Here is a 20876-nt window from a genome sequence, read left to right on the forward strand (position 1 = left end):
AGGGCAGCTCGAGGATTTTCTCGTTTTACCTCCCACTGTACTGGCAGGGCATGGGTTGGAGTCCGAGCTTGGCTACGCATTACACTGGCTAAGACAATAGATTTAAATAAGAAGGGTGTGGCACATCATGGCACGATTTATTGACCGCGTCGTCTTGCACTTGCAGGCTGGCGACGGTGGGCATGGCTGTGTGTCTGTCCACCGCGAGAAATTCAAGCCATTGGGCGGGCCGGATGGCGGCAATGGCGGCCACGGTGGCGACATCGTTTTGGAAGTTTCAGAGCAGATCCATACTTTGATGGACTTTCACTACCGCCCGCATATTAAGGCCGAGCGCGGCGGCAACGGTGCCGGCGATATGCGCAATGGCGCGCGCGGTGAGGACCTGATTCTGGAGGTTCCCGCAGGTACGGTTGTGCGCACGGAAAAGGGTGAGACTCTGGCGGATCTTACTGTGCCGGGCACGCGTTTCGTCGCGGCTGAGGGCGGTTTCGGTGGCTTGGGCAACGCGGCGCTTGCATCTAAGAACCGCAAGGCACCGGGTTTTGCGCTGCAGGGCGAGCCGGGCCAAGCTCATGATTTGGTGCTCGAGCTGAAATCCATGGCGGATGTGGGGCTTGTGGGCTTTCCTTCGGCGGGTAAGTCCTCGTTGATCTCTGTGCTCTCTGCAGCCAAGCCGAAGATTGGTGACTACCCGTTTACCACCCTGCAGCCCAATTTGGGTGTGGTGGATATGGGCGATAGCTCCTTTACCATTGCCGATGTCCCTGGCCTTATCCCTGGCGCCGCCGATGGCAAGGGCCTAGGCCTAGACTTCCTGCGCCACATCGAGCGCACGGCCGTGCTGGCCCACGTCGTTGATACCGCATCCATCGAGCCTGGCCGCGATCCGGAATCCGATATTGAGGCGCTGGAAAATGAGCTGGCTAAGTACCAGGAGGCGCTAGAAAGCGATACCGGTTTGGGTGACCTGCGCGAGCGCCCGCGCGTCATTATTTTGAATAAGGCCGATGTGCCGGAGGCGGAAGAGCTTGCGGAGTTCGTCAAGGATGACCTGAAGGAAAAGTTTGGCTGGCCGGTGTTCATCATTTCTGCGGCAGCACGCAAGGGCTTGGACCCGCTGAAATTCAAGCTCATGGAGATGGTCACTGAGCACCACAAGGCACAGCCTAAGCCGAAGCGGGATCCTTCCCATACCGTTATTCACCCCAAGGCCCAGGCGCATAAGAAAAACACCGGCAGCTTCGCAGACTTTAGCGTGCGACCGGATCCAGAAGTGCAGGGCGGATTCATCGTGGAAGGCGAAAAGATCGAGCGCTGGATTAGCCAGACCGACTTTGAAAACGATGAGGCCGTGGGCTACTTGGCGGACCGCCTGGCCAAGGCCGGAGTGGAAGACGAGTTGCACAAGCAGGGCGCGGTGGAAGGCTGCCCCGTGACCATCGGCGGCATTACCTTCGAGTGGGAGCCGATGACAGGCGGCGATCCCACTATGGCCAGCCGCGGCGAGGATGCCCGCCTCAAGGGCACCAACCGTGTGTCGGCGGCGGAGCGCAAGCGTGCCTCCCAAGCCCGGCGTGGCTTGGTCGATGAACTCGACTACGGGGACGAGGAAGAGATCACCCGCGAAGGCGCTAACCGTGACCGGTGGCAGGGTTAGTCGTTAACTCCTGAGGCAGGGAAGTGGGGGCAATTCCACCGGATGATTGCCCCCAGTTCAGACGCATTATACTGCGCACATGGGGGAAATGTGCCCCAATGAAGGGGGCGGGCGGCATAAGCTTTGTACACTATTGAGTTATGTCTGCTGATCAACAGAAAGAGCCCATTCTTCCGCTCCCCGTAGAGCCGTTTGATGGCCCTACCGCTGATACTCCGTTCCCCGAAGCCCTAGATGAAAACCCGATAGCCTCCGGGTTTGAATCCGAATTGCGCAACTCTATCGCTGAGGCGAAGCGCGTCGTTGTCAAGATTGGTTCCTCGTCGCTGACGGATGAGAATTTCCGCGTGGCGCAGGAAAAGATCGACCACATCGTTGATGCTGTCCACGCACGCATGGGACGCTCCGATGTCATCATCGTTTCCTCCGGTGCGGTTGCCGCCGGTATGGGTCCGCTCGGCCTGCACCAGCGCCCCACCGACCTGGCTACGAAGCAGGCCTCGGCGTCTGTGGGTCAGGTTCACCTCGCCTATGAGTGGGGCCGGTCCTTCGCGCGCTACCAGCGCACCATCGGTCAGGTGCTGCTTACGGCGTCTGATGCCGGGCACCGCGACCGCGCCCGCAACGCGCAGCGCACCATTGACCGTCTGCGCCAGCTGCGCACCATTCCCATCGTGAACGAAAACGACGCCGTTGCTACCTCGGAGATGCACTTTGGCGATAACGACCGCTTATCGGCCTTGGTCGCCAACTTGGTGGGCGCAGACGCGCTCTTCCTGTTCTCTGACGTTGATGGCCTCTATGACAAGAACCCGGCCGAGCCGGATGCGAAGTTCATCGACGAGGTGCGCACCGGTAAGGACCTCAAGGGCGTTGTTGCCGGCGATGGCGGCAAGGTCGGCACCGGCGGCATGGCCACGAAGGTCTCCGCCGCCCGCCTGGCCACCCGCGGCGGCATTCCAGTGCTGTTGACCTCCACCGATAATATTGGCCCCGCGCTTTCCGATGCCTCCGTGGGTACCGTCTTCCACACCCGCGAGGAACGCCAGCTTTCGGCCTGGAAGTTCTGGGCGCTCTACTGCGCCGATACCGGCGGAGCCGTCCGCCTGGATGAGGGTGCGAAGGAAGCCGTGACCAAGGGCGGTACCTCTTTGCTCGCCGTGGGTATTACTGATGTCCGCGGTGAATTCAACAAGGGCGAGATCATCGATATCTTGGGCCCGAAGGGCGAGGTTATCGGCCGCGGCGAGGTGCGCTTCGATTCCGAGGAATTGAACGCCATCAAGGGCATGCAGATGAGCGAGCTGCCAGAAGATAAGCGCCGCTCGGTCGTGCACGCGGATTACCTGTCTAACTTCGCCTCGCGCATCTAGCCGCGTACCGTACGCTGGTTCCCATGAAGTATTTTATGGGACCAGAAACCTGGCAGCCGACGGTCGATGACTTGAGTGCTGCCGGCCACGAGCGCGTAGAAAACCTCGACGACGCAGAGGTCTATGTCAATACCACACCCAGCCCGCGCCGCATCCCAGAGATGCCGGACAATATCGGCTGGGTGCAGCATTGTTTTACCGGCGTCAATCAACTCATCGATGCCGGATTGATTACCCCTGAGGGGTTGCCGTGGTGCAATTCCGCCGGCGCCTTTGCCAAACCTGTGGCCGAATGCGCCCTAGGCCTGCTGCTTTCCCAGGCGCACCAGCACAAGGCCTTTGCGCAGGCCGGCACGTGGTCGGTGGCCAAGGAGCTGGATGAGGCGCAAGAGTGGATCTATGACCAGCAGGGGCCGAAGAAGGTTGCGATTTTGGGCGCTGGGGGCATCGGCAAGCAGCTCATTGCCTTGCTCAAGCCCTTTGGGGTCCACATCACCGCCGTGAATCGCTCCGGCCGCCCGGTGGAGGGCGCCGATGAGGTGGTGGCCATGGCTGATGCCGCGCACGTGTGGGGCGAGGCTGATGTTATTTTTTGTATCCTCCCCGCAACGGCGGAAACGGAGGGGCTTATCGATGCCGCCAAGTTTCGCGCCATGAAACCGTCCGCGCTGTTTATCAACGTCGGGCGTGGCAGCACCGTGGTTACCGATGACCTTGTGGATGCCCTGCGCGAGGGTGAAATCGCCGGGGCCGGCTTGGAAGTTGTGGACCCAGAGCCGCTTCCCGATGGCCACCCGTTGCTCTCCCTGCCCAATTGCACCATGACCCCGCACATCGGGGCGACAAAGCATGTGGCGCAGTACCACATGGGCGATATTTTCAATGCCAATGCCGCCGCGTGGGACAAGGGCGAGCCCATGCCCACCCAGGTGGACCCGGAGGTGGGATACTAGAACAGATCAAAGCCACGGACAGTGATGGCTGAGTGCGTCGTGTGTGTACCGAAGAAAGGACGTACCGCCCACTGCCCGTGGCAAGTGAAAATAAAAGTTCAATGAGTTGAACTACTGCTAAGCTAACACTTATCCACGGACGACGCAAGTACGATTATTAAGATGGCGGATATGCACCTAGAACAACTCCCTACCCGCAGCCAGGATTATCTCAAGGTTCTTTGGGACTTATCGGAACACTCCGGTGGCGCCCCGGTAGCGCTGAAGGATGTGGCGGGGCGCCTGGAACAAAAGGTGCCTACTGCCTCAGAGGCGATTAAAAAGCTCGCCGCCCAAGGGCTGGTGGAGCATGAGCGCTATCAGGGCGTCTCATTGAGCCCTGCGGGCCGCGAGCTGGCGATGCAGATGGTGCGCCGCCACCGCCTATTAGAAACCTTTTTGGTTGAAACCCTGGAGTATTCCTGGGATGAGGTGCACGAGGATGCGGACCGCCTCGAGCACGCGTGCTCCGATCGCTTTATTGGCCGCATCGATGCGTTGCTGGGATCCCCCGACCGCGATCCACACGGCGATCCCATTCCCGATGTCGGCGGCGGGATCGAGGACCTCGGCACGCTCACGCTCGCCACCGCACCGCTCGATGCGCCCGTGACCGTGGAGCGCGTCTGCGATGAGGATCCAGGCCTGCTGCGCTACCTCGACCGCTTTGGGGTGGAGCTGGGCAATGAGTTGCGCGTAAGCGATAGCGTGGCCGGCCTGTTGACGGTGCAGACCAAAAGCGGAGAGATGTCGCTGGCGGAGGTGGCGGCTCGCGAGATCACCGTCCGCCTCGCCTCGGCTAGTTAACGCCAAGGCGCCAGACGCCGAGCGGCGCCATGCAGCTCCGCACGCTAGGAGACAGCCTTGTAGGCCGCCATGCTGGCGAGGTAAAACACGCCCGCCACGATAGCGATGGTGCCGCCTGCCGAAAGGCTCAAGTGCGCGGCGATAAAAAGCCCGGCGACCGCGATGGTGATGCCGATGATGGCCGCCCCGATGAGCAACGCCTCCGGCCGCGATACCCACGGGCGCAGGCCCGCGGCCGGGGCCACGAGCAAGGCGATGGACAAAATGGTGCCGACGGCGGGGATCACGGCGGCCATCGTCAAGCAGATAAGGCCCAGCGTTAGGGCATCGTAAAGCCCACTATGCGGGGAGGTGGTGGGGTCGAAATAGGCTTGGAAGAGGCGGCGCCGGCAAGCCAATACCGCAAGCAAACAGATAATGACCAATCCGGCCGCGACGGTGACATCGCGGTGGTTGACAGTGGTAAGCGAGCCCACCAGGAAGCTATCGACGTGCAGCGGCAGCGGCTGGAACCAGCGCAGTAATAAAATGCCCAGTGCAAAGCCTAGGGTAAGCGTCGTGCCCGCCGCAGCGGTGGAGGATACTCCGTGCACCTTGCCCAGGTAATGCATGAAAATCGCCAGCGGAATGCAGACCGCTACGGAACCGAGCATGAGTCCATCGCTCAAGTTAGCGCCCAGCGCATTGGCCACGACGACGCCGATGACCGCGCCGGGAAAGGTGCCGTGGGAGAGGCTTTCAGCAAAAAAGACACGATTGCCCAACACCATGAGCGTACCTACCAGTCCGGAGAGGCAGCCCACCGCGATGGCTTCGAAGAATGGCAAAGTTAAGACACCCATATGCGCCTGCCTAGAAGTGCGAGCGGAACGGTCAGGGACAGTGAGAGTGCGACGATGGCCTGCGGGGAAATCTGGTGGGACGTCACCGAGAGCATGAGCCACAGGCCCACGCATACGGCTAGTACCGCGCCAACCAGTGCCCAGCAGAGCATTTGCCCAGGGGTACTAGCTAGCACGCGCCCGACCAAGCCTGGAACCACGACGAAACCTAAAACAAGCAAAACGCCGATGGCGGAGCTAGCGGCGACGACGATAAGGCCCACCGCCACGTTGGCGATGACATCGACCCAGCCCACGCGGATGCCGGTTGCGCGCGCGGATTCCCGGTCAAAGGCCACGGCAATTTGCGAGCGCCAGGTGGCCAGGATGAGCAGGGCCGCAAGCACGCACAAAATGACAGAGGGCACCATGCGGTCGGTGGTGATATCGAGCAGGCGGCCAAACATGAGGGCCTCCAGCTGGCCGGAGCGATCCCCCACGGCGAGGCTGATGACCACGCCGATGCCATACATCAAGGTCAGCACCACGGCGGTGCCGGATTCATGATCGTGGCCATCGCCGCCGGAGTTAAGGCGCGCCAAAATGAGCACCGCGATGCCTGCGGCGACGGCGGCGCCGGGCAAGATGCCGGGAAAACCCGCCACGGCCAAGCCGATGACGATGCCCGGGAATACCGAGTGGACCAGCGCTTCGACGCTAAATTCCATGCGGCGCAGGTTGACTACCACGCTGACCACCGCGCCGGTCAGGGCTACGCACAGCAAAAACAGGGCGGCGCGCTGCATATAGGGGGCGGTAAGCAGAAGCGTCACATTTCCCCCTGCAATACCGACGTGGCCTCCAGGTAGCGCTCGACTGCATCTTCGGTATCGAGGACCTCGCTGTGACCGTCCACGATGAGCATTCCGGCATCGCAGGCGCGCTGCGCCAAAATGGGATCGTGGGTGGAAATGAGCAGGGCAACCCCGCTTTCCTTAAGCTTGCCGATGATCCCTAAAAGCACCTGCCTGCTGTCTTGGTCCAGACCATTGAAGGGCTCGTCCATGAGCACGAGATCCGGGTGGGCGGCGAGTGCGCGGGCGATAAATATGCGTTGGCGCTGCCCGCCCGAAAGCTTGTCCCAGCGCGTTTTAGCCTTATCCGCCATGCCGACAAGCTCTAACGCTTGCGTGATCTGCGGGCGCAGGCGTCGCATGCTGCCCATGCGCTCCCACCACGAGGCCTTAGTAAGCAGGCCCATTTCCACGACCCTGCCGGCGGTGACGGGGAAGGTGGGATCGCAGGTGTGGTGTTGGGGAACATAGCCCAGCGTGGCCGTTCGCTGGTGCTCGCCGCGCAGCGTGGCAAGGCCAGCGATGGCCTTAAGGAGCGTGGACTTACCAGCGCCATTAGCCCCCAACAGCGCGATGGCCTCACCTTCGTGGATGGTCAAGGAGACATCTTCCACGATGGTGGTGGTGCCATAGCCGCAGGAGGCGTGGGAAAGCTCTAAAAGCGGTGCACTCATTGTGCGTCGTCCAGGCTTTCTGGCAGATCGGCCGCTTCACCGTCCCAGGCATCTACGAGGGTGGTGACGTTGTGGATGATGGAGCCAATGTAGGTGGCGCCGTCGCTATTCGGCACGCCCAAAGAGTCGCCGTATAGCGCGTCTTCATCCGTAATAGCCTTGACCCCAGCGGCGCGAGCGATGGCTTCGATGGACTTAGAGTTATTGGAGTTTTCCGCGAAGATGGCCTTGGCGCCGGAATCGCGGACCTCCTTGGCGGCGTCCTCGATGTGTGAAGAGGTGGCGTCTTGCTGGTTATTAAAGTCCGTGAGCGCGGAGCCGATGAACTTCACGTCGTAGTCGTTAGAGAAGTAGCCGAAGGCATCGTGCGAGGTAAAGAGCACGCGGTCCTGCTCAGGGACGGTCTCCAAAGACTCGGTTACCCACTTATCCAGCTCATCGAGCTGCTTGGTGTATTTTTCACCGACCTCCTTAACGGAAGGTTCCTTATCGGCCAAGGCATCGACGATGTTTTCTACCTGGATCTTGGCGTTCTTAGGGGAGGTCCATACGTGCGGATCGTGGGTGAATTCTGGTTCCTCACCGTCCTCGCCGGGGAAGGGCCACGGGCGAAGGTCTACCTTGTGGTTGGAATCGTCATCGCCTGCGGTGACGATGGTCTCGCCATCGAAGCCGGAGGACTCCACGGCGTTATCGAGGAAGTGCTCGAGGTCGACGCCGTTTTTAAAGAGGAAGTCCGCATCCGCCATGGCGCTCATCTGCTGCGGGGTCATCTCGTGCTCGTGCGCGCTGGCGTTCGGCGCCAATAGGCAGGTGAGATCGAGCGTGGTATCGCCATCGCCCTCGGTGGTTTCCTCGCCGCTGGAATCCACCTTGTGGAGCGTCATGCCGCCCTGCGCAATCTGGGTGAGGTAATCGCAGATCTGCGTGGTGGTTGCGACGGCTTTGATGGTCTGGTCGTCGCCCGAGCCGGAGCCAGCGTCGGAACCATTGCCGCCGTCATCCGAGCTGCAGGCGGCGAGGGCGACCCCGCTCAAGGTCAGCATCAGGCCCAGCTTGGCCACGTTCTTTTTCATGAGTGCTCCTTATTTCAGAGTGAAACTTATCAAACAAAGAATAAACATACCCAAGCAAGTATTTCAAGCAATTGAACAATAGGCTTTGATATTGTGAGCTTTACCGCACTTTCGGGTGAGGGTAGAGGGGGCAGTTTTTCTGCGTGGCCTGCCCAATTTGGGTAAAGGGCGAGGTACGAGGCGGGTGGCTGAAAAACTCGGGCGGGTACGTTACTCTGGTATGACATGAGCAACACTGAACGCGAAGAAGTTCTGTCCAAAGCCCGTGCTGCTAAGGACGTTGCGCCCGTCGTGGCGCAGCTGTCCACGCCGCGCAAGAATGAAATCTTGCAGCGCGCAGCCGAAAACCTCATTGCCCACACCGATGACATCCTTGCTGCCAACCAGCAGGATATTGAGGCAGGTCGCGAGCGCGGCATGTCCGATTCTTTGATTGACCGCCTGACCTTGGACGCTGCCCGCGTCGAAGGCATTGCGGATGGCCTGCGCCAGGTCGCTGGCTTGCAAGACCCAGTAGGTGAGATCCTGCAGGGACGTACCATGGATAACGGCATTCAGATGAAGCAGGTGCGAGTCCCGCTCGGTGTGATGGGCATGGTCTACGAGGCCCGCCCGAATGTCACCGTGGATGCCTTCGGCCTCGCTTTGAAATCCGGCAACGTGCCGCTGCTGCGCGGTTCCAAGTCCGCGCGCAACTCCAATACCAAGCTGGTGGAGCTCCTGCAGGACACCCTTGCAGAGTTTGATCTGCCGCGCGAGGTAGTCCAGCTCCTGCCCTGTGAGACCCACGATTCCGTCCAGGACTTGATTACCGCCCGCGGCTTGGTGGACCTAGTCATTCCCCGTGGCGGTGCCAAGCTCATCGAGGCTGTAGTTACCGGCGCTACCGTTCCGGCCATCGAGACCGGTACCGGCAACTGCCACTTCTACATCGATGCTTCGGCCGATATGGACAAGGCCATCGACATGGTCATCAACGGCAAGACCCGCCGCACCTCTGTCTGCAACTCCACCGAGTGCGTGCTTATTGATGCCGCGCTTGATGATGCCACCAAGCTGCGTATCGTCCGCGCCCTCCAGGACGCAGACGTCACCGTCCACGGTGATGTAGACGAGCTCGAGGGCTTCGGCGCCACGGACGTTGTTCAGGCTACCGAGGAGGACTGGCGCGAAGAGTCGCTGTCCATGGATATCTGTGCGAAGGTGGTCGACGGCGTTGACGCTGCCATCGCCCACATCGCGGAATTTACCACCGGCCATACCGAGGGCATCGCCGCCCAGGATGCGGACGTCTTGGTCAAGTTCGGCAACGAGGTTGATGCCGCAGCCGTCATGCTGAATGCCTCCACTGCCTTCACCGATGGCGAGGTCTACGGCATGGGTGCAGAAATCGGTATTTCCACCCAGAAGCTGCACGCTCGTGGCCCAATGGCCCTGCCGGAGCTGACCTCCTCCAAGTGGGTCCTCCAAGGCACCGGTCACGTACGCCCATAAGAACGTGCGCCTTTTTCCTCTCTCTCGCGCCGCCGCTGGCTTTGTAGCTATCTCCGCCACGGCGGCGCTTGGCATGTCTGTGCTCACACCTGTCGCGGCAGCGGGGGAGACTCATCCGCCGGCCGAGACCTGCCCCGACTATGTATTCCTTGCCGCGCGCGGCTCGGACCAAAATGAGGAACACGGGGAGTACTTCGGCCCGCAGCGCTATTCGGACCAGGGCGCGGAATCCAATGGCTATGAAGGTCCCAACCTCGCAGCGCTCTTCCACCTGGTAGAACAACGCCACCCCGGAACCATGGATAATGCCTACGTGCTGGCGTTGGATGCGGATGCATATCCGGCCTCTATGAACCTTCCACCGTTGGCCCAAGAGGGCGAAAACCTGGGCCCGCTGCAGCTGATGCGCCGCTTGGGCGGGGTGCTGCTGGAACACCCCTTGCACGAGCTGGTCTATCAGGTCACCGTCGGCTTTGTGCAGAGCCTGCGCAGTGGCATGAACAACGCGCCGCGCGTGGTGGAGAAGTACGAAGAGGAAACGGGTTGCAGCCCGCGCTATATCACCGCTGGGTATTCGCAAGGAGCCATTATCGCCACCAGCGCGGAGCGCTACCTCGCGTCCCAGGACAAGCTTGCCGGGGCGATCTACCTGGGCAATCCCTTGCGGCGTCCCGACGGCATGGCCGGGCCGATTCCGCGATATCTCATTCCTCACAGCGCCGCACTGCAGGCCGATCGCCGGATCGATTACTGCCTTGCCGGCGACTTCGTCTGCGACCTCAACCTGCGCAATGCCAAAGACGCCCTGGCCACCAAGGCCGCCCACCACGCCTCATATTTCCGCGATAGCGAAGGCGATGCGGCAGTGGAACAGGACAATGCCCGCGTGGCCGATACCGTGGCTGGCTGGCTTAACTCCCCAGCAGGGTAGCGGCTATACTCTCCAGCCATGACTAATTCCCAGCGCATTGGGATCATGGGCGGCACCTTTGATCCAATCCACAATGGCCACTTGGTCGCCGCCAGCGAGGCGGCGCACCGCTTTGCCCTCGATACCGTAGTCTTTGTGCCCACCGGCAAACCGTGGCAGAAGGCCTCCCGCGAGGTCACCGCCGCGGAGCACCGGTATTTGATGACGATGGTGGCAACTGCCTCCAACCCGCGCTTTACCGTCTCCCGCGTGGACATCGACCGCAAGGGCCCTACCTATACCATCGATACCCTGCGGGATCTGCGCGAGCTTTTTCCGGACACCGAGTTTTACTTCATCACCGGTGCGGATTCCCTGCAATCCATTATGAGCTGGCATAACTGGGAAGAGATGCTGGAAATGGCGCACTTCGTGGGCGTCACGCGCCCGGGCTACGAGCTGAGTACGGACATGCTGCCCGCCGGTTCGCGGGAGGATATCAACCTTATCGATATCCCGGCCATGGCCATTTCTTCCACGGATTGCCGCGAGCGGGCCGCCCAAAACCGCCCGGTGTGGTACCTGGTTCCGGATGGGGTGGTGCAATACATCACCAAAAATAACCTCTACTCGGCGCAGCCGGATAAACCTTTATAGTTCAAGTTTGGGCACAATCGCGCCGAACGTGCAAGAATAGACAGCTAAAAGACACTTCCTCACCAGACGCGAAAAGGGAATTTTTATACATTGTCTATTTCTGATCTCGCCCGCCGCATGGCGGCAACCGCGGCGCATGCCGCACAGGACAAGCTAGCAAGCAATATCGCTGCAATCGATGTCTCCGATGTCCTCGCCATCACCGAGGTTTTTGTGCTGGCTTCTGCCGATAATGAGCGCCAGGTCGGCTCCATCGTGGATGAGGTGGAGGACCAGATGACGGCTCAGGGCGTCGAGCCGCAGCGCCGCGAGGGCAACCGCGAAAACCGCTGGGTGCTGTTGGATTATGGCAATATCGTCATCCACGTGCAGCGCACGGACCAGCGGGAGCACTATGGGCTCGACCGCCTCTACCACGATTGCCCTTTGGTGGACATTGAGGGCATTGAGCCACCCGAGCGCCCCGGCGATTGGACCAACGGCATCAATCCGCGCACCGTGGATTCCATTGATGAGCTGCCATTGGCGCAAAAGGCCCCTGGCGAGGACGAGGAGCTTTAACCCCACCATGAGCCGCCGCCTGATTCTGATCCGCCACGGACAAACCACCTACAATGCCTCCGGCCGCATGCAGGGCCACTTGGACACTGAGCTTTCCGATGTCGGCTATGAGCAGGCCCGCGCCGCCGCCCGCCTGCTCCGGGATCAGGGCGTGGTAAAAATCGTCGCCTCCGATTTGCAGCGCGCGCGAGAAACCGCGCGGGTGGTGGCAGAATCGCTCGGCCTGGACTTTTCTACGGATCCTCGCCTGCGCGAAACCAATCTGGGGCAGTGGCAGGGTAAAAGCTCTGCCGAAGTGGATGCTGAATTTCCCGGCGCCCGCGCCATCTGGCGCCACGATCCCACCTGGGCCCCGCCAGAAGGCGAGTCCCGCGTAGATGTGGCGCGGCGCGCACGCCCAGTCGTCGACGAGCTCATGCAGGAATTTTCCGGCTGGGATGACGGAGCCGTGCTCATCGTCGCCCACGGTGGCGCAATCTCCGCGCTGACGTGCCACCTGTTGGGCTTGGATCACGGCCAGTACGGCATTTTGTCCGGGCTGAAAAATACCCACTGGTCGCAGCTCACCGCCCGCCCGGATTTCAATCCGGAAACCCCCGTAAACTCGCTTGAATTTACACCGGAGACGGTGGCGAGCGCACAGTGGTACTTTGACGGCTGGAATATGGGTGGCGAGGTCACCGGTGATGGAGGGGCAGATACCTAGTGACCGTTCGCGTCATTACTGACTCCGCGGCCAGCCTGCCCCCAGAGATTGCTGCAGAACTCGATATCACCGTTATTGACCTGCACGTGATGGATACCGAGGATAAGGGCGGAAAACTGCGCACCACCTCGGGCCTTTCCTCCCTCGAATTGGCCGCGGCCTACGGCCGGGAGATGGAAAAGGCACAGGATGATGGCGTCATCGCCATTCACCTGTCCAAGGAGCTTTCGTCCACGTGGTCGGCGGCGGTGGCCGCGGCTGGGGTTTTCCCCGATACGGTGCGGGTTATCGATTCCGGTTCGGCCGGCATGGTCATGGGTGCTGCGGCAATGGCGGCGGCCACCAAGGCGGCACAAGGCGAAGCGCTGGAAGAATGCCACGCGGCGGCGTTAGACAGCATCGAGCGCGCGGCTACCTGGGTGTACCTGCATTCCACGGAGGATATGCGCCGCTCGGGCCGCATGTCTGCCGCCACCGCCATGTTGTCCACCGCGCTTTTAGCCACCAAGCCGATTATGTCCATCGTGGACGGCAAACTGGAATTGGTGGGAAAAACCCGCACGCAGACAAAGGCTTTTACCAAGGTGGTAGAGATCATCGCCGCCCGCGCCGCCGGGGATCCAGCCTTCATCGCCATTCAACACAATCAGGCTAGCGAGGCGGCGGACGAGCTGCAGGGCCTCTTGCGCGATGCCCTGCCAGAAGGCACGTCCTTTATCACTACGCCCTTAACCGAGGTGCTCGCCGTGCACGCTGGACCCTCCGCCATTGGGGTATCTGCGGTATTTAGCTCCTAGGCCCTCGCACGCACGGGCGAAGCCCGACGGCCTGTGCACCCCCGATTGTGGATAACCACCCCGCCAGGACCCGTTTGGTTGCTTCCTACAACGACTTATCCACAGCGCCTCCGCCCACGTTCTCGCACCGCACGCGGCGGCTTCCTAGCCTGTGGGCTATGGCGGCACCCAAAATCAGCGAACGACTCCGCGAATTTACCCAACCCACCGGCGAGGAAGAACTCCTCCATGTCGATTACCCGCGCCCGCGCGTGCACATCAGCCGCTGGCAGGCCTGCGCGGTAGCCATCATTGTGGTGGTGGGCGTCATTATCTGGCTGGGCCTTAGTACCCGCAATTCGGATGAGTCCGGCATGCCCGAACCCGCGGCGATGGGCAGTACCACCGCCGAGCCTAGCGCGGAGGCGAGCGAAATCGTCGTATCCGTCGTCGGCGAAGTTGCAGCGCCCGGCCTGAAGACCCTCGAGCCTGGTGCCCGCGTCGCCGATGCCCTCGCGGCCGCCACGCCCTTGCCGGAGGCGGAGACCATGACGCTCAACCAAGCGCAGCGGCTTGCCGATGGCCAGCAGCTCCACATCCTGCCCCAAGGTGCTCCGCCCGACCCCGCGCTTGCCGATGCCCCCACCGCCGCACCCGCCGGCGGCGATAAAGTCAGCCTCAATTCCGCGACCGCCGCCGAACTCATGGATCTCAACGGGGTAGGGGAGGTCACCGCGGAAGCCATCGTCTCCTTCCGCGAAGAGCGCGGGGGTTTTAAGGACGTCGAGGAACTCCTCGAGGTCAGTGGGATTGGCCCTGCCAAGTTTGCCAAGCTCAAAGATAACGTGCAGCTGTAGACGTAAGAGGCCACACCGCGATGAAAGAACTCCGCTTGCTTCCCGGCGCCCTGACCGCGTGGGTGGCGGTCATCGCGGTGCTGGTTTTCGGGCAGGGGTGGGCCGTGGCGTGCATCGGCAGCGTCGTAGGGATATGCCTGCTCGCCCGGCACTGGGGCCAAGCCATTTTTTGCGGCGTACTCGCCAGCGCCGCCGCCTTCGTAGCCGCCGTGCGGCAGGCGCGTGCGGCCGCCTTCGATTTCGGCCGCGAGATCACCGGCCGGGTGGTCACCGCGCCGACCCAAACGAGCACCGGCGGCTGGCTCATCCGGCTCGATGTCCCGGGCTATCCCGCGCAGCTTCCGGTCTTTAGCCCCGAACCACTGAGCGCACCCGCCGGAACGCAGGTCACGGTAGCGGTACAGCTTTCCGAGTCCGACCAACCCGGAGTCGGGACCGTGATAGCAAACGCCTCCCACCTGAGCATCTCTGCGCCACCTTCGGGCCTGGCCGGCTGGGCCGCACGGGTGGCCGATAACTTCCGCGCGGTCGTACTAGAGACAGTAGGCCCGAGCAGCCAGGGGCTTATCCCAGGCATGGTGCTTGGCGATACCTCCCTGCAAAGCCCCGCGGACCGCGAACTCTACATCGATACCGGGCTATCGCACCTCAGCGCTGTATCCGGTGCCAATGTGGCCATCGTCTGTTCCTTTGCCGCCATCGTCTGCGCCGCGTGCGCCGCCGGACCGCGCACCAGAGTGGCGGTGTCCTTGGCCGCGCTAGCCATTTATGTCGTCTTGGTGGGCCTTGAACCGTCGGTGCAGCGCGCGGCCGTCGCCGGGGTAGTAGGCCTGCTCGCGGTGCTGCACTCGTCCACTATGGAACCCATCCACGCGCTCAGCCTCGGCATCCTCACCCTGCTTTTCGTGGATTCGGACCTCGCGGTGCACTTTGGTTTTGCATTATCGTGTGCGGCGACCTTCGGCATCGTCATGCTGAGCCCGCTTATCTATTCGCAGCTCGCGGTCACCGGCTGGCCCGCCATCTTCCTGCGCGCTGTCGCCGTGGCGATTGCCGCCGATATCCTCACCCTGCCGCTTATCGCCCTCATGTCCGGCGAGGTATCCGTCGTCTCAGTCCTCGCCAATGTCTTGGTAGCACCCGCCACCGCACCCATTACCGTGGTGGGGCTGCTTGCGGCCATCGCCGCGCAGCTGGGCCCCCTGAGCATCATCGCCGCGGGATTATTGAAGCTCATCGAACCCGCAGCGTGGTGGATCAATACCATCGCCCACGGCGTGGCCAGCCTGCCCGTGGTCACCATCACCGCCCACCCGCTATTTACGCTCCTCGCGTACGGATGGGTCATCGCCGGGCTGCTCTATCACAGGCCGTGGCTGACCTTGGCGGGGGTTATCGCTTGTCTAGGTGCGTTTGCCGCCTAACGCTAAAATGGTGGGCATGCCTCCCGTACACCTCATTCTCGGCGATGATGAATTCCTCACCGAACGCGCCCGCCACACCATCCACAAGGCAGCGGCCGAAGGCGAGGCCAATCGCCCCGAATTGATGACGCTCAAGGCCTCCGAGGTTTCCGAGGGCGAAATCCTGGAGGCCACCAGCCCGTCGCTGTTTGGCGATAACCGCGTCATCGTCATCACGGACTGCGAACGTGCCGGGAAAGAGGTAGTCGATATCATCCTGCGCGCCTGCGTTAATCCCGCGCCGGGCATGACCATGGTGGTGGTTTATTCCGTGGCCGCGAAGACACTGAAGAAAAAGAAGAAGGCGCCCGAGCTGGTGGCGAAGCTGCGCAAGATTGCGGAGGTGCACGAAGTCTTTTCGCTCTACCCCAATGAGCTGGGCCAGTGGGCCACCCGCGAGTTCGCCTCCCACGGCGTTCGCCCCACCCCGGATGTCGTGCACGCGGTACTCGACGGCGTCGGCTCCGACCTCCGCGAGCTTGCCTCCGCCATCTCCCAGCTCGTGGCCGATACTGGTGGAAACGTGACGCAGGAAGCGGTGCGTAATTATTACGTCGGCGTGGCCGAGGTAGCCAATTGGGACATTGCCGATGCCGCCGTCGCCGGCCGCGTTGAGGCCGCCGTCTCTACCTGCCGGCGCGCCCTCCAACTCGGCGCCAGCCCCGTGGCCATCGCCGCGGCCTTGGCCAATAAGGTGGGTGCCATCGCGCGCCTGTATTCCGCCCGCGGGGACCAGTACACACTTGCCAGCCAAACCGGGCTTGCCCCGTACGTTGTAAAAATGACCCAACCGGTAGCCAGGCGCTGGACTGCCGATGACATCACCGCCGCCGTCATCCTCGTCTCTGAACTGGATGCCGCCGTTAAAGGCCAAGGTGGCGAGCCCGAATTCGCCGTTGAGGCGGCCGTAAAACGAATCGCGGAATTGGCACGTTAAGCTAGAGTCCATGTCTGAGGAACAAGTGCAAGAATTCGCCGGCCGGCTCTTTGACATGGCGCGGGAAGGAAACCCGGATCTCCTGAACTATATTGACCAGGGCGTCAATATCAATCTGGTCAACCAAGAAGGCCAGTCTTTTCTCATGCTTGCCGCCTACCACGGCCACGCGGAACTCGTCACCGCGCTAGCGAAGGCCGGCGCCGACGTGAGCTTGCTCAATGATCGCGGCCAGTCACCCCTGGCAGGTGCGATCTTCAAAAAAGAAGACGCGGTTGTCGATGCCCTCCTAAACGCCGGCGCCTCCGCTACCGCCGGCCAACCAACCGCCATCGATTCGGCCCGCATGTTTGGCCGCGAGGATCTGCTCGGCCGCCTGGAAGGCGAGTCCGCGCAGTGAGCTGGACTTCATTTTTCACCATCCTCCTGATGAACCTGGTGGGTGTGGCCTCGCCAGGCCCGGATATCATCCTGGTCACCCGCTACGCCACCAAGTCGCGCCGCCATGCCATCGCCGCGGCCGCGGGCATTCAAATCGGCGTGTTGTTCTGGTGCGGCGCCACGGTCTTTGGTGCGGCCGCCCTCCTGACCGCTTTCCCCGGAATCTTAGGCGCGGTCCAGGCAATCGGCGGCAGCTTCCTCGTTTTCATGGGATGGCGGGCGCTGCGCAGCGGCCTCGAACAGCGGACCAACCCGCCCGTTGATCTGGAGGACGCCGAGGCCAAGCTGGGCCGGCTGCGCCATTCCTTCAAGATGGGGCTGGCAACGAACCTGTCCAACCCGAAGATCGTATTGTTCCTCGCCGCCATGATCGCCCCGCAGCTGCCGGCATCCCCGCCGTTGTGGCTGGCCATCGCCTTAACCCTGGCGCTGGCGCTATCGGCCTTCGCCTTCTTCCTCGTGGTGGCCACGGTGATTTCCACGAATGCGGTGCGCCGCAAGCTCATCGCCGCGGGCCCGTGGATCGATATCGGATCGGGCCTGTTCTTCATCATTGCTGGCCTCGCGCTCGTGGTCGCTGGTGTGCAGCAGCTCGTGGCTTAAAGCCCAGGCAGGGTTTCAGGTTCGCCCACTGCCACCACATCCAGCGCCCACTGGATCCACCGCGCCACCGTCGAGGCCCTCCGCCTCGCCGTGCCAGCGCCCAAGCCGAGTCCTTCTATCGCCGCCGCAATCTCGTGTGTCTCCGCCACCTTCCCACGCCGCAGGCTCATTTCCAGCGCCTGCCGGAATACCCGCCGCGCCGCTAACGCGCGCAGCAGGGCAGCATTGCGCGCATCGCGCCGGGGCTGCGCGATGGCCTTGTCACCGCGAGGGGTGAGCTGATAGTGGTCATCGGCAAGCGCCAGCAGCCCGAGGTAGCAGGCCGCATTGGCGTAATAGTCTGCCTGGCGCAGATGGAAGTCGTACTGCTCCGCGATTTCCTCCTTGCTCATCGGCTGCTGCGCGATGAGCTCCACCAGGTTGACCACGCGCTCGAAGCTATTGGCCTGCGGGAAGGGAATCCCCGCCGGCTCCGGCTCGGCATCGACGGAGCCAATGATGCCCAGCGCATCCTCCACGCTGAGGTGCGAAGCGCTCAGCGCGTAGCGGGCGTGGTCTACCAGCGCGATGCTGCGAAAATCCGCGGGATCGCTGAAATCGTACCGGTACAGGTGGAAAATGCCATTCGAGTAGACCAAAAAGACGGGCACCACGGCTTTAGTTAGCCACTGCTGGAAGCGCCGGTACGGAAAATACAATTGCCGGATATTGAAATCTTCGGAGAGGTGATTTTTCGCCTCCACCAGCACCAAATGCTCGAGCGATTCAAAGCCGCCGTCGATTTCCATCTGCGCGCGGTCGACCTTAACCTCCAACCCCAGATCCGGCACCGGAATCGTCATTTCCAGCGACGACATGCGCCCGGCAACGGTGGCCTGCAATGGTTCGCATCCCAAGAAGTGCTCAAGCATGCCGCTTGCCGATGCCACATTCAACGCCATCGACTCCGAGTTCACGCTTTCGATATCAAGGGTGTCAAGGCCGGCGGGCATGTCCAAGGTGCGCACAGAACCCGCCCCGGCGTGGGTGGGTTCCGGGAACCGTTCGTACAGGTCCAACGGCCCGATGAAGTATTCGCTGCGGCTCACCGGGAGGATCCCCAGGCCCAGTTCCTTGAAAATCCACGGCCGCGAGGTGGAAAAATCGTGCTTGGCCATCAACCGCGGTTCTCGGCCGGAAAGCTCCTTTAGCTCCTTGGCCGTGAGGTAGAAGTATCCTTTCTCTTCCAGTTCCTCGCCATACCCCGAAGCCAAGATGCGCAGCCATCCCCAATCATCGAGGCCAAGCTTTTCGCCTGCTGGGACGCCGAAAAGCGCGCGAAGCTCCCGCTGCTCCCGTGCACTCGGTGCGTTACTCATGGCCTATTTCGTAGTTGCGCACGAGCACTTCATCTACCTTGCCGCGCCGCGATCCCACGGAGTTGATGGCGCGGGTGGCTGCAACGGTGTCGATGGAAAAATCCGCGTAGAGGTCGCGGATAAACTCCGTGGCGGAATTGGACAGGAGGAACTTCGCCCCGCGGGCATCGAGGTCATCGCACACCGCCTTCAGACGCTCTTGTTCCGCGCGGTCAAAACCGCCCTTTTGATAACCGGTAAAGGAGCTGGTGACATTGACTGGGTCATAGGGCGGATCGAAATAGACAAAGTCTCCTTCACCGGCATCTGCTACCGCCGCTGCGAAATCGCCCTGCGTGAAAGTGACGTCATTGTCCCGAAAATACTGGTGGACCCCGTGCAGCGTATCTGCATCACAGATGGTGGGATTCTTATAACGACCAAAAGGCGCATTGAATTGCCCCGCGGAATTGACGCGGTATAGGCCGTTATAGCAGGTCTTATTCAAATAGAGCGTCCGCGCGGCCCGCTCTGTAGCAGAAAGCGCCGCGAACCGTTCCGCATCGCGGTCTACCGCGCGCAGCCGATAGAAAAAATCGGCGTCGTTCGGGTAAGTCGACACCAAGCTAATCAGCTCGTCGACGCCTTCGCGCACTACCTCATATAAATTAATCAGCTCCGAGTTGAGGTCATTGACCCGCGCGGAGGCCGGAGTGAGCGAAAATAAAACTGCGCCGCCGCCGATGAAGGGTTCATAATAACGCCGCGGGGTCCCAGCGGGCAGGGCGGCGTGAATATGCGGCAGGAGCTGGCGTTTCCCGCCGGCCCATTTCACCAGAGGCTTGACGTTTTTCATTGGTCACCTATCTTAGCCGCCCATGCAGACACGAACACTATCACCCTTTCGAACATACAAGCCCATAAACTGGGCGCTCCAGTGCAAAATAACCATGCGGGCAAGCTACCGCTTCAGTAGCTGTCTTAACATCTGAGTTGGCGCCTGCTTTACCGTCGTGGGCGGGGAATGCCGCTTTGGCATGCCGAAACTTCGGCGATTCGTAGTGGTTAGGGAAGCCTACCAAGGGTCGGTTTTTCTTGGTGGGGAGAAAGACTATAAGGTGAAGAAAATACCATATTTATGGGGTTGAATAGTTGGGTTTCCCACGGGTTGAATATCGTGAGGAAGAGGGGAGAGAGTATGCCGCGCATTTCAGAGATCCGAGTCGCAGCACTGCGACTCGTTATTGACCACGGTTATGACGGGTTCACTATGGAAGAGCTCGCGCACGACGTCGGGATATCTCGGCGCACCCTCTTTAACTACGTCAAGGACAAGGAGTCAGCGGTACTCGGCCCAGAAGTTTCGGAAAAGTTCGACCAGCAATTGCAAAACTTCGCCGCTGGCCTGCCCACCGGTAGCCTGCGGGAGGATTCTGCAGTCATGGCAAACACGGAATTTGAGCACGCTGTGGGCAACGATCATTTCCCGGAAATTTCCCAATTGACCGCCCGGGCGCTCTCCCAGGATGAGAAATTATTGTCCATGTACTGGCGCCGAAACGAGCGCGTCATGATGCACATCCGCCGAGCATTGCAAGCCCGCGAGGGGTGGAGGGCCTCGGATCCCCGGCTCATCCCGGCGGTCAATATCATCCACACGCAGTTTCAAACCGCCATCCAGACTTTTGTGGAAACCCATGGCCGGACATCCTTGTCGGTGGCCTATGCAGATGCGGGCAAGATCTTCGAGGCCTACTTTGCCGATGATCTAGCCTAGATCCATCAGGTGCAATGGAAACGGCGCAATAAAAATCCCCCGAACAAGCCGCTGCACGCAGGCAGCGCTTTGTTCGGGGGGGGAGACAAGAAGGCTAGTT

At 61.4% G+C, this 20876-nt stretch carries 22 protein-coding genes; 16 read left to right on the top strand and 6 right to left on the bottom strand.

Going from position 1 to position 20876, the window contains the following annotated elements; all coding sequences use genetic code 11:
* Positions 1–127: 127 nt before the first annotated feature.
* The 4 genes from obgE (at position 128) to ABRP93_RS01535 (ending at position 4832) form a co-directional block, all read left to right on the top strand.
* Positions 128–1660, top strand: a complete 1533-nt coding sequence (obgE, locus tag ABRP93_RS01520; RefSeq protein ID WP_349886595.1) for a GTPase ObgE — start codon at positions 128–130, stop codon at positions 1658–1660.
* Between the two features lie 140 nt (positions 1661–1800).
* Positions 1801–3033, top strand: a complete 1233-nt coding sequence (proB, locus tag ABRP93_RS01525; protein WP_284770221.1) for a glutamate 5-kinase — start codon at positions 1801–1803, stop codon at positions 3031–3033.
* A 23-nt stretch (positions 3034–3056) separates the two neighbouring features.
* Positions 3057–3986 (top strand): D-isomer specific 2-hydroxyacid dehydrogenase family protein, encoded by a 930-nt coding sequence (locus ABRP93_RS01530; protein ID WP_349886597.1) that lies wholly within the window; start codon positions 3057–3059, stop codon positions 3984–3986.
* Positions 3987–4142: 156 nt separating this feature from the next.
* Positions 4143–4832, top strand: a complete 690-nt coding sequence (locus ABRP93_RS01535; protein WP_349886702.1) for a metal-dependent transcriptional regulator — start codon at positions 4143–4145, stop codon at positions 4830–4832.
* Between the two features lie 44 nt (positions 4833–4876).
* Here ABRP93_RS01535 and ABRP93_RS01540 read toward each other — a convergent pair whose 3' ends face one another.
* Genes ABRP93_RS01540 through ABRP93_RS01555 form a run of 4 tightly spaced genes read right to left on the bottom strand, consistent with a single transcriptional unit; the run spans position 4877 to position 8257 of the window.
* On the bottom strand, positions 4877–5674 hold the full coding sequence (locus ABRP93_RS01540; RefSeq protein ID WP_349886599.1) for a metal ABC transporter permease: 798 nt from the start codon (positions 5672–5674) through the stop codon (positions 4877–4879).
* Positions 5662–6486 (bottom strand): metal ABC transporter permease, encoded by an 825-nt coding sequence (locus tag ABRP93_RS01545; RefSeq protein ID WP_349886601.1) that lies wholly within the window; start codon positions 6484–6486, stop codon positions 5662–5664. Before ABRP93_RS01545 ends, ABRP93_RS01540 begins: the two co-directional genes overlap by 13 nt.
* Complete coding sequence (locus ABRP93_RS01550) at positions 6483–7181, bottom strand: metal ABC transporter ATP-binding protein (RefSeq protein ID WP_349867958.1); 699 nt, start codon at positions 7179–7181, stop codon at positions 6483–6485. The genes ABRP93_RS01545 and ABRP93_RS01550 overlap by 4 nt, the downstream gene beginning before the upstream one ends.
* Positions 7178–8257 carry a metal ABC transporter substrate-binding protein gene (locus ABRP93_RS01555; protein ID WP_349886603.1) on the bottom strand — a complete coding sequence of 360 codons (1080 nt, stop codon included), beginning with the start codon at positions 8255–8257 and terminating at the stop codon, positions 7178–7180. Before ABRP93_RS01555 ends, ABRP93_RS01550 begins: the two co-directional genes overlap by 4 nt.
* 225 nt (positions 8258–8482) lie before the next feature.
* On the opposite strand from ABRP93_RS01555, the gene ABRP93_RS01560 reads away from it, so the two are divergent.
* The 11 genes from ABRP93_RS01560 (at position 8483) to ABRP93_RS01610 (ending at position 17662) form a co-directional block, all read left to right on the top strand.
* Complete coding sequence (locus ABRP93_RS01560; protein ID WP_239268691.1) at positions 8483–9751, top strand: glutamate-5-semialdehyde dehydrogenase; 1269 nt, start codon at positions 8483–8485, stop codon at positions 9749–9751.
* 4 nt (positions 9752–9755) lie between these two features.
* Positions 9756–10682: a cutinase family protein gene (locus ABRP93_RS01565; protein ID WP_023023520.1), complete on the top strand. Its 927-nt coding sequence runs from the start codon at positions 9756–9758 to the stop codon at positions 10680–10682.
* A gap of 18 nt (positions 10683–10700) precedes the next feature.
* Entirely contained in the window at positions 10701–11318 is a 618-nt protein-coding gene (nadD, locus tag ABRP93_RS01570; protein ID WP_349886604.1) for a nicotinate-nucleotide adenylyltransferase, read from the top strand.
* Positions 11319–11435: 117 nt separating this feature from the next.
* Positions 11436–11879 carry a ribosome silencing factor gene (rsfS, locus tag ABRP93_RS01575; protein WP_349886704.1) on the top strand — a complete coding sequence of 148 codons (444 nt, stop codon included), beginning with the start codon at positions 11436–11438 and terminating at the stop codon, positions 11877–11879.
* Between the two features lie 7 nt (positions 11880–11886).
* Entirely contained in the window at positions 11887–12585 is a 699-nt protein-coding gene (locus tag ABRP93_RS01580; protein ID WP_023023513.1) for a histidine phosphatase family protein, read from the top strand.
* Complete coding sequence (locus ABRP93_RS01585; protein ID WP_349886606.1) at positions 12585–13382, top strand: DegV family protein; 798 nt, start codon at positions 12585–12587, stop codon at positions 13380–13382. Before ABRP93_RS01580 ends, ABRP93_RS01585 begins: the two co-directional genes overlap by 1 nt.
* Before the next feature lie 158 nt (positions 13383–13540).
* On the top strand, positions 13541–14218 hold the full coding sequence (locus ABRP93_RS01590) for a ComEA family DNA-binding protein (protein WP_349886608.1): 678 nt from the start codon (positions 13541–13543) through the stop codon (positions 14216–14218).
* Positions 14219–14238: 20 nt separating this feature from the next.
* Entirely contained in the window at positions 14239–15642 is a 1404-nt protein-coding gene (locus ABRP93_RS01595) for a ComEC/Rec2 family competence protein (protein ID WP_349886610.1), read from the top strand.
* Between the two features lie 7 nt (positions 15643–15649).
* Positions 15650–16618: a DNA polymerase III subunit delta gene (gene holA, locus ABRP93_RS01600; RefSeq protein ID WP_023023504.1), complete on the top strand. Its 969-nt coding sequence runs from the start codon at positions 15650–15652 to the stop codon at positions 16616–16618.
* 10 nt (positions 16619–16628) lie between these two features.
* Positions 16629–17018: an ankyrin repeat domain-containing protein gene (locus tag ABRP93_RS01605; RefSeq protein WP_349886612.1), complete on the top strand. Its 390-nt coding sequence runs from the start codon at positions 16629–16631 to the stop codon at positions 17016–17018.
* Entirely contained in the window at positions 17015–17662 is a 648-nt protein-coding gene (locus ABRP93_RS01610; RefSeq protein ID WP_239268680.1) for a LysE family translocator, read from the top strand. Before ABRP93_RS01605 ends, ABRP93_RS01610 begins: the two co-directional genes overlap by 4 nt.
* Here ABRP93_RS01610 and ABRP93_RS01615 read toward each other — a convergent pair.
* Complete coding sequence (locus tag ABRP93_RS01615; RefSeq protein WP_349886614.1) at positions 17659–19020, bottom strand: type II restriction enzyme; 1362 nt, start codon at positions 19018–19020, stop codon at positions 17659–17661. The two genes, ABRP93_RS01610 and ABRP93_RS01615, sit on opposite strands and share 4 nt — an antisense overlap.
* Entirely contained in the window at positions 19013–19855 is an 843-nt protein-coding gene (locus tag ABRP93_RS01620; protein ID WP_349886615.1) for a DNA adenine methylase, read from the bottom strand. The genes ABRP93_RS01615 and ABRP93_RS01620 overlap by 8 nt, the downstream gene beginning before the upstream one ends.
* A 342-nt stretch (positions 19856–20197) precedes the next feature.
* Between ABRP93_RS01620 and ABRP93_RS01625 the strand changes: the two genes are divergently transcribed.
* On the top strand, positions 20198–20776 hold the full coding sequence (locus ABRP93_RS01625; RefSeq protein WP_023023495.1) for a TetR/AcrR family transcriptional regulator: 579 nt from the start codon (positions 20198–20200) through the stop codon (positions 20774–20776).
* The last annotated feature ends 100 nt before the right edge of the window (positions 20777–20876 follow it).

Origin of the sequence: Corynebacterium sp. KPL2850, from assembly GCF_040225855.1 — a bacterium.
Classification (GTDB): Bacteria; Actinomycetota; Actinomycetes; order Mycobacteriales; family Mycobacteriaceae; genus Corynebacterium.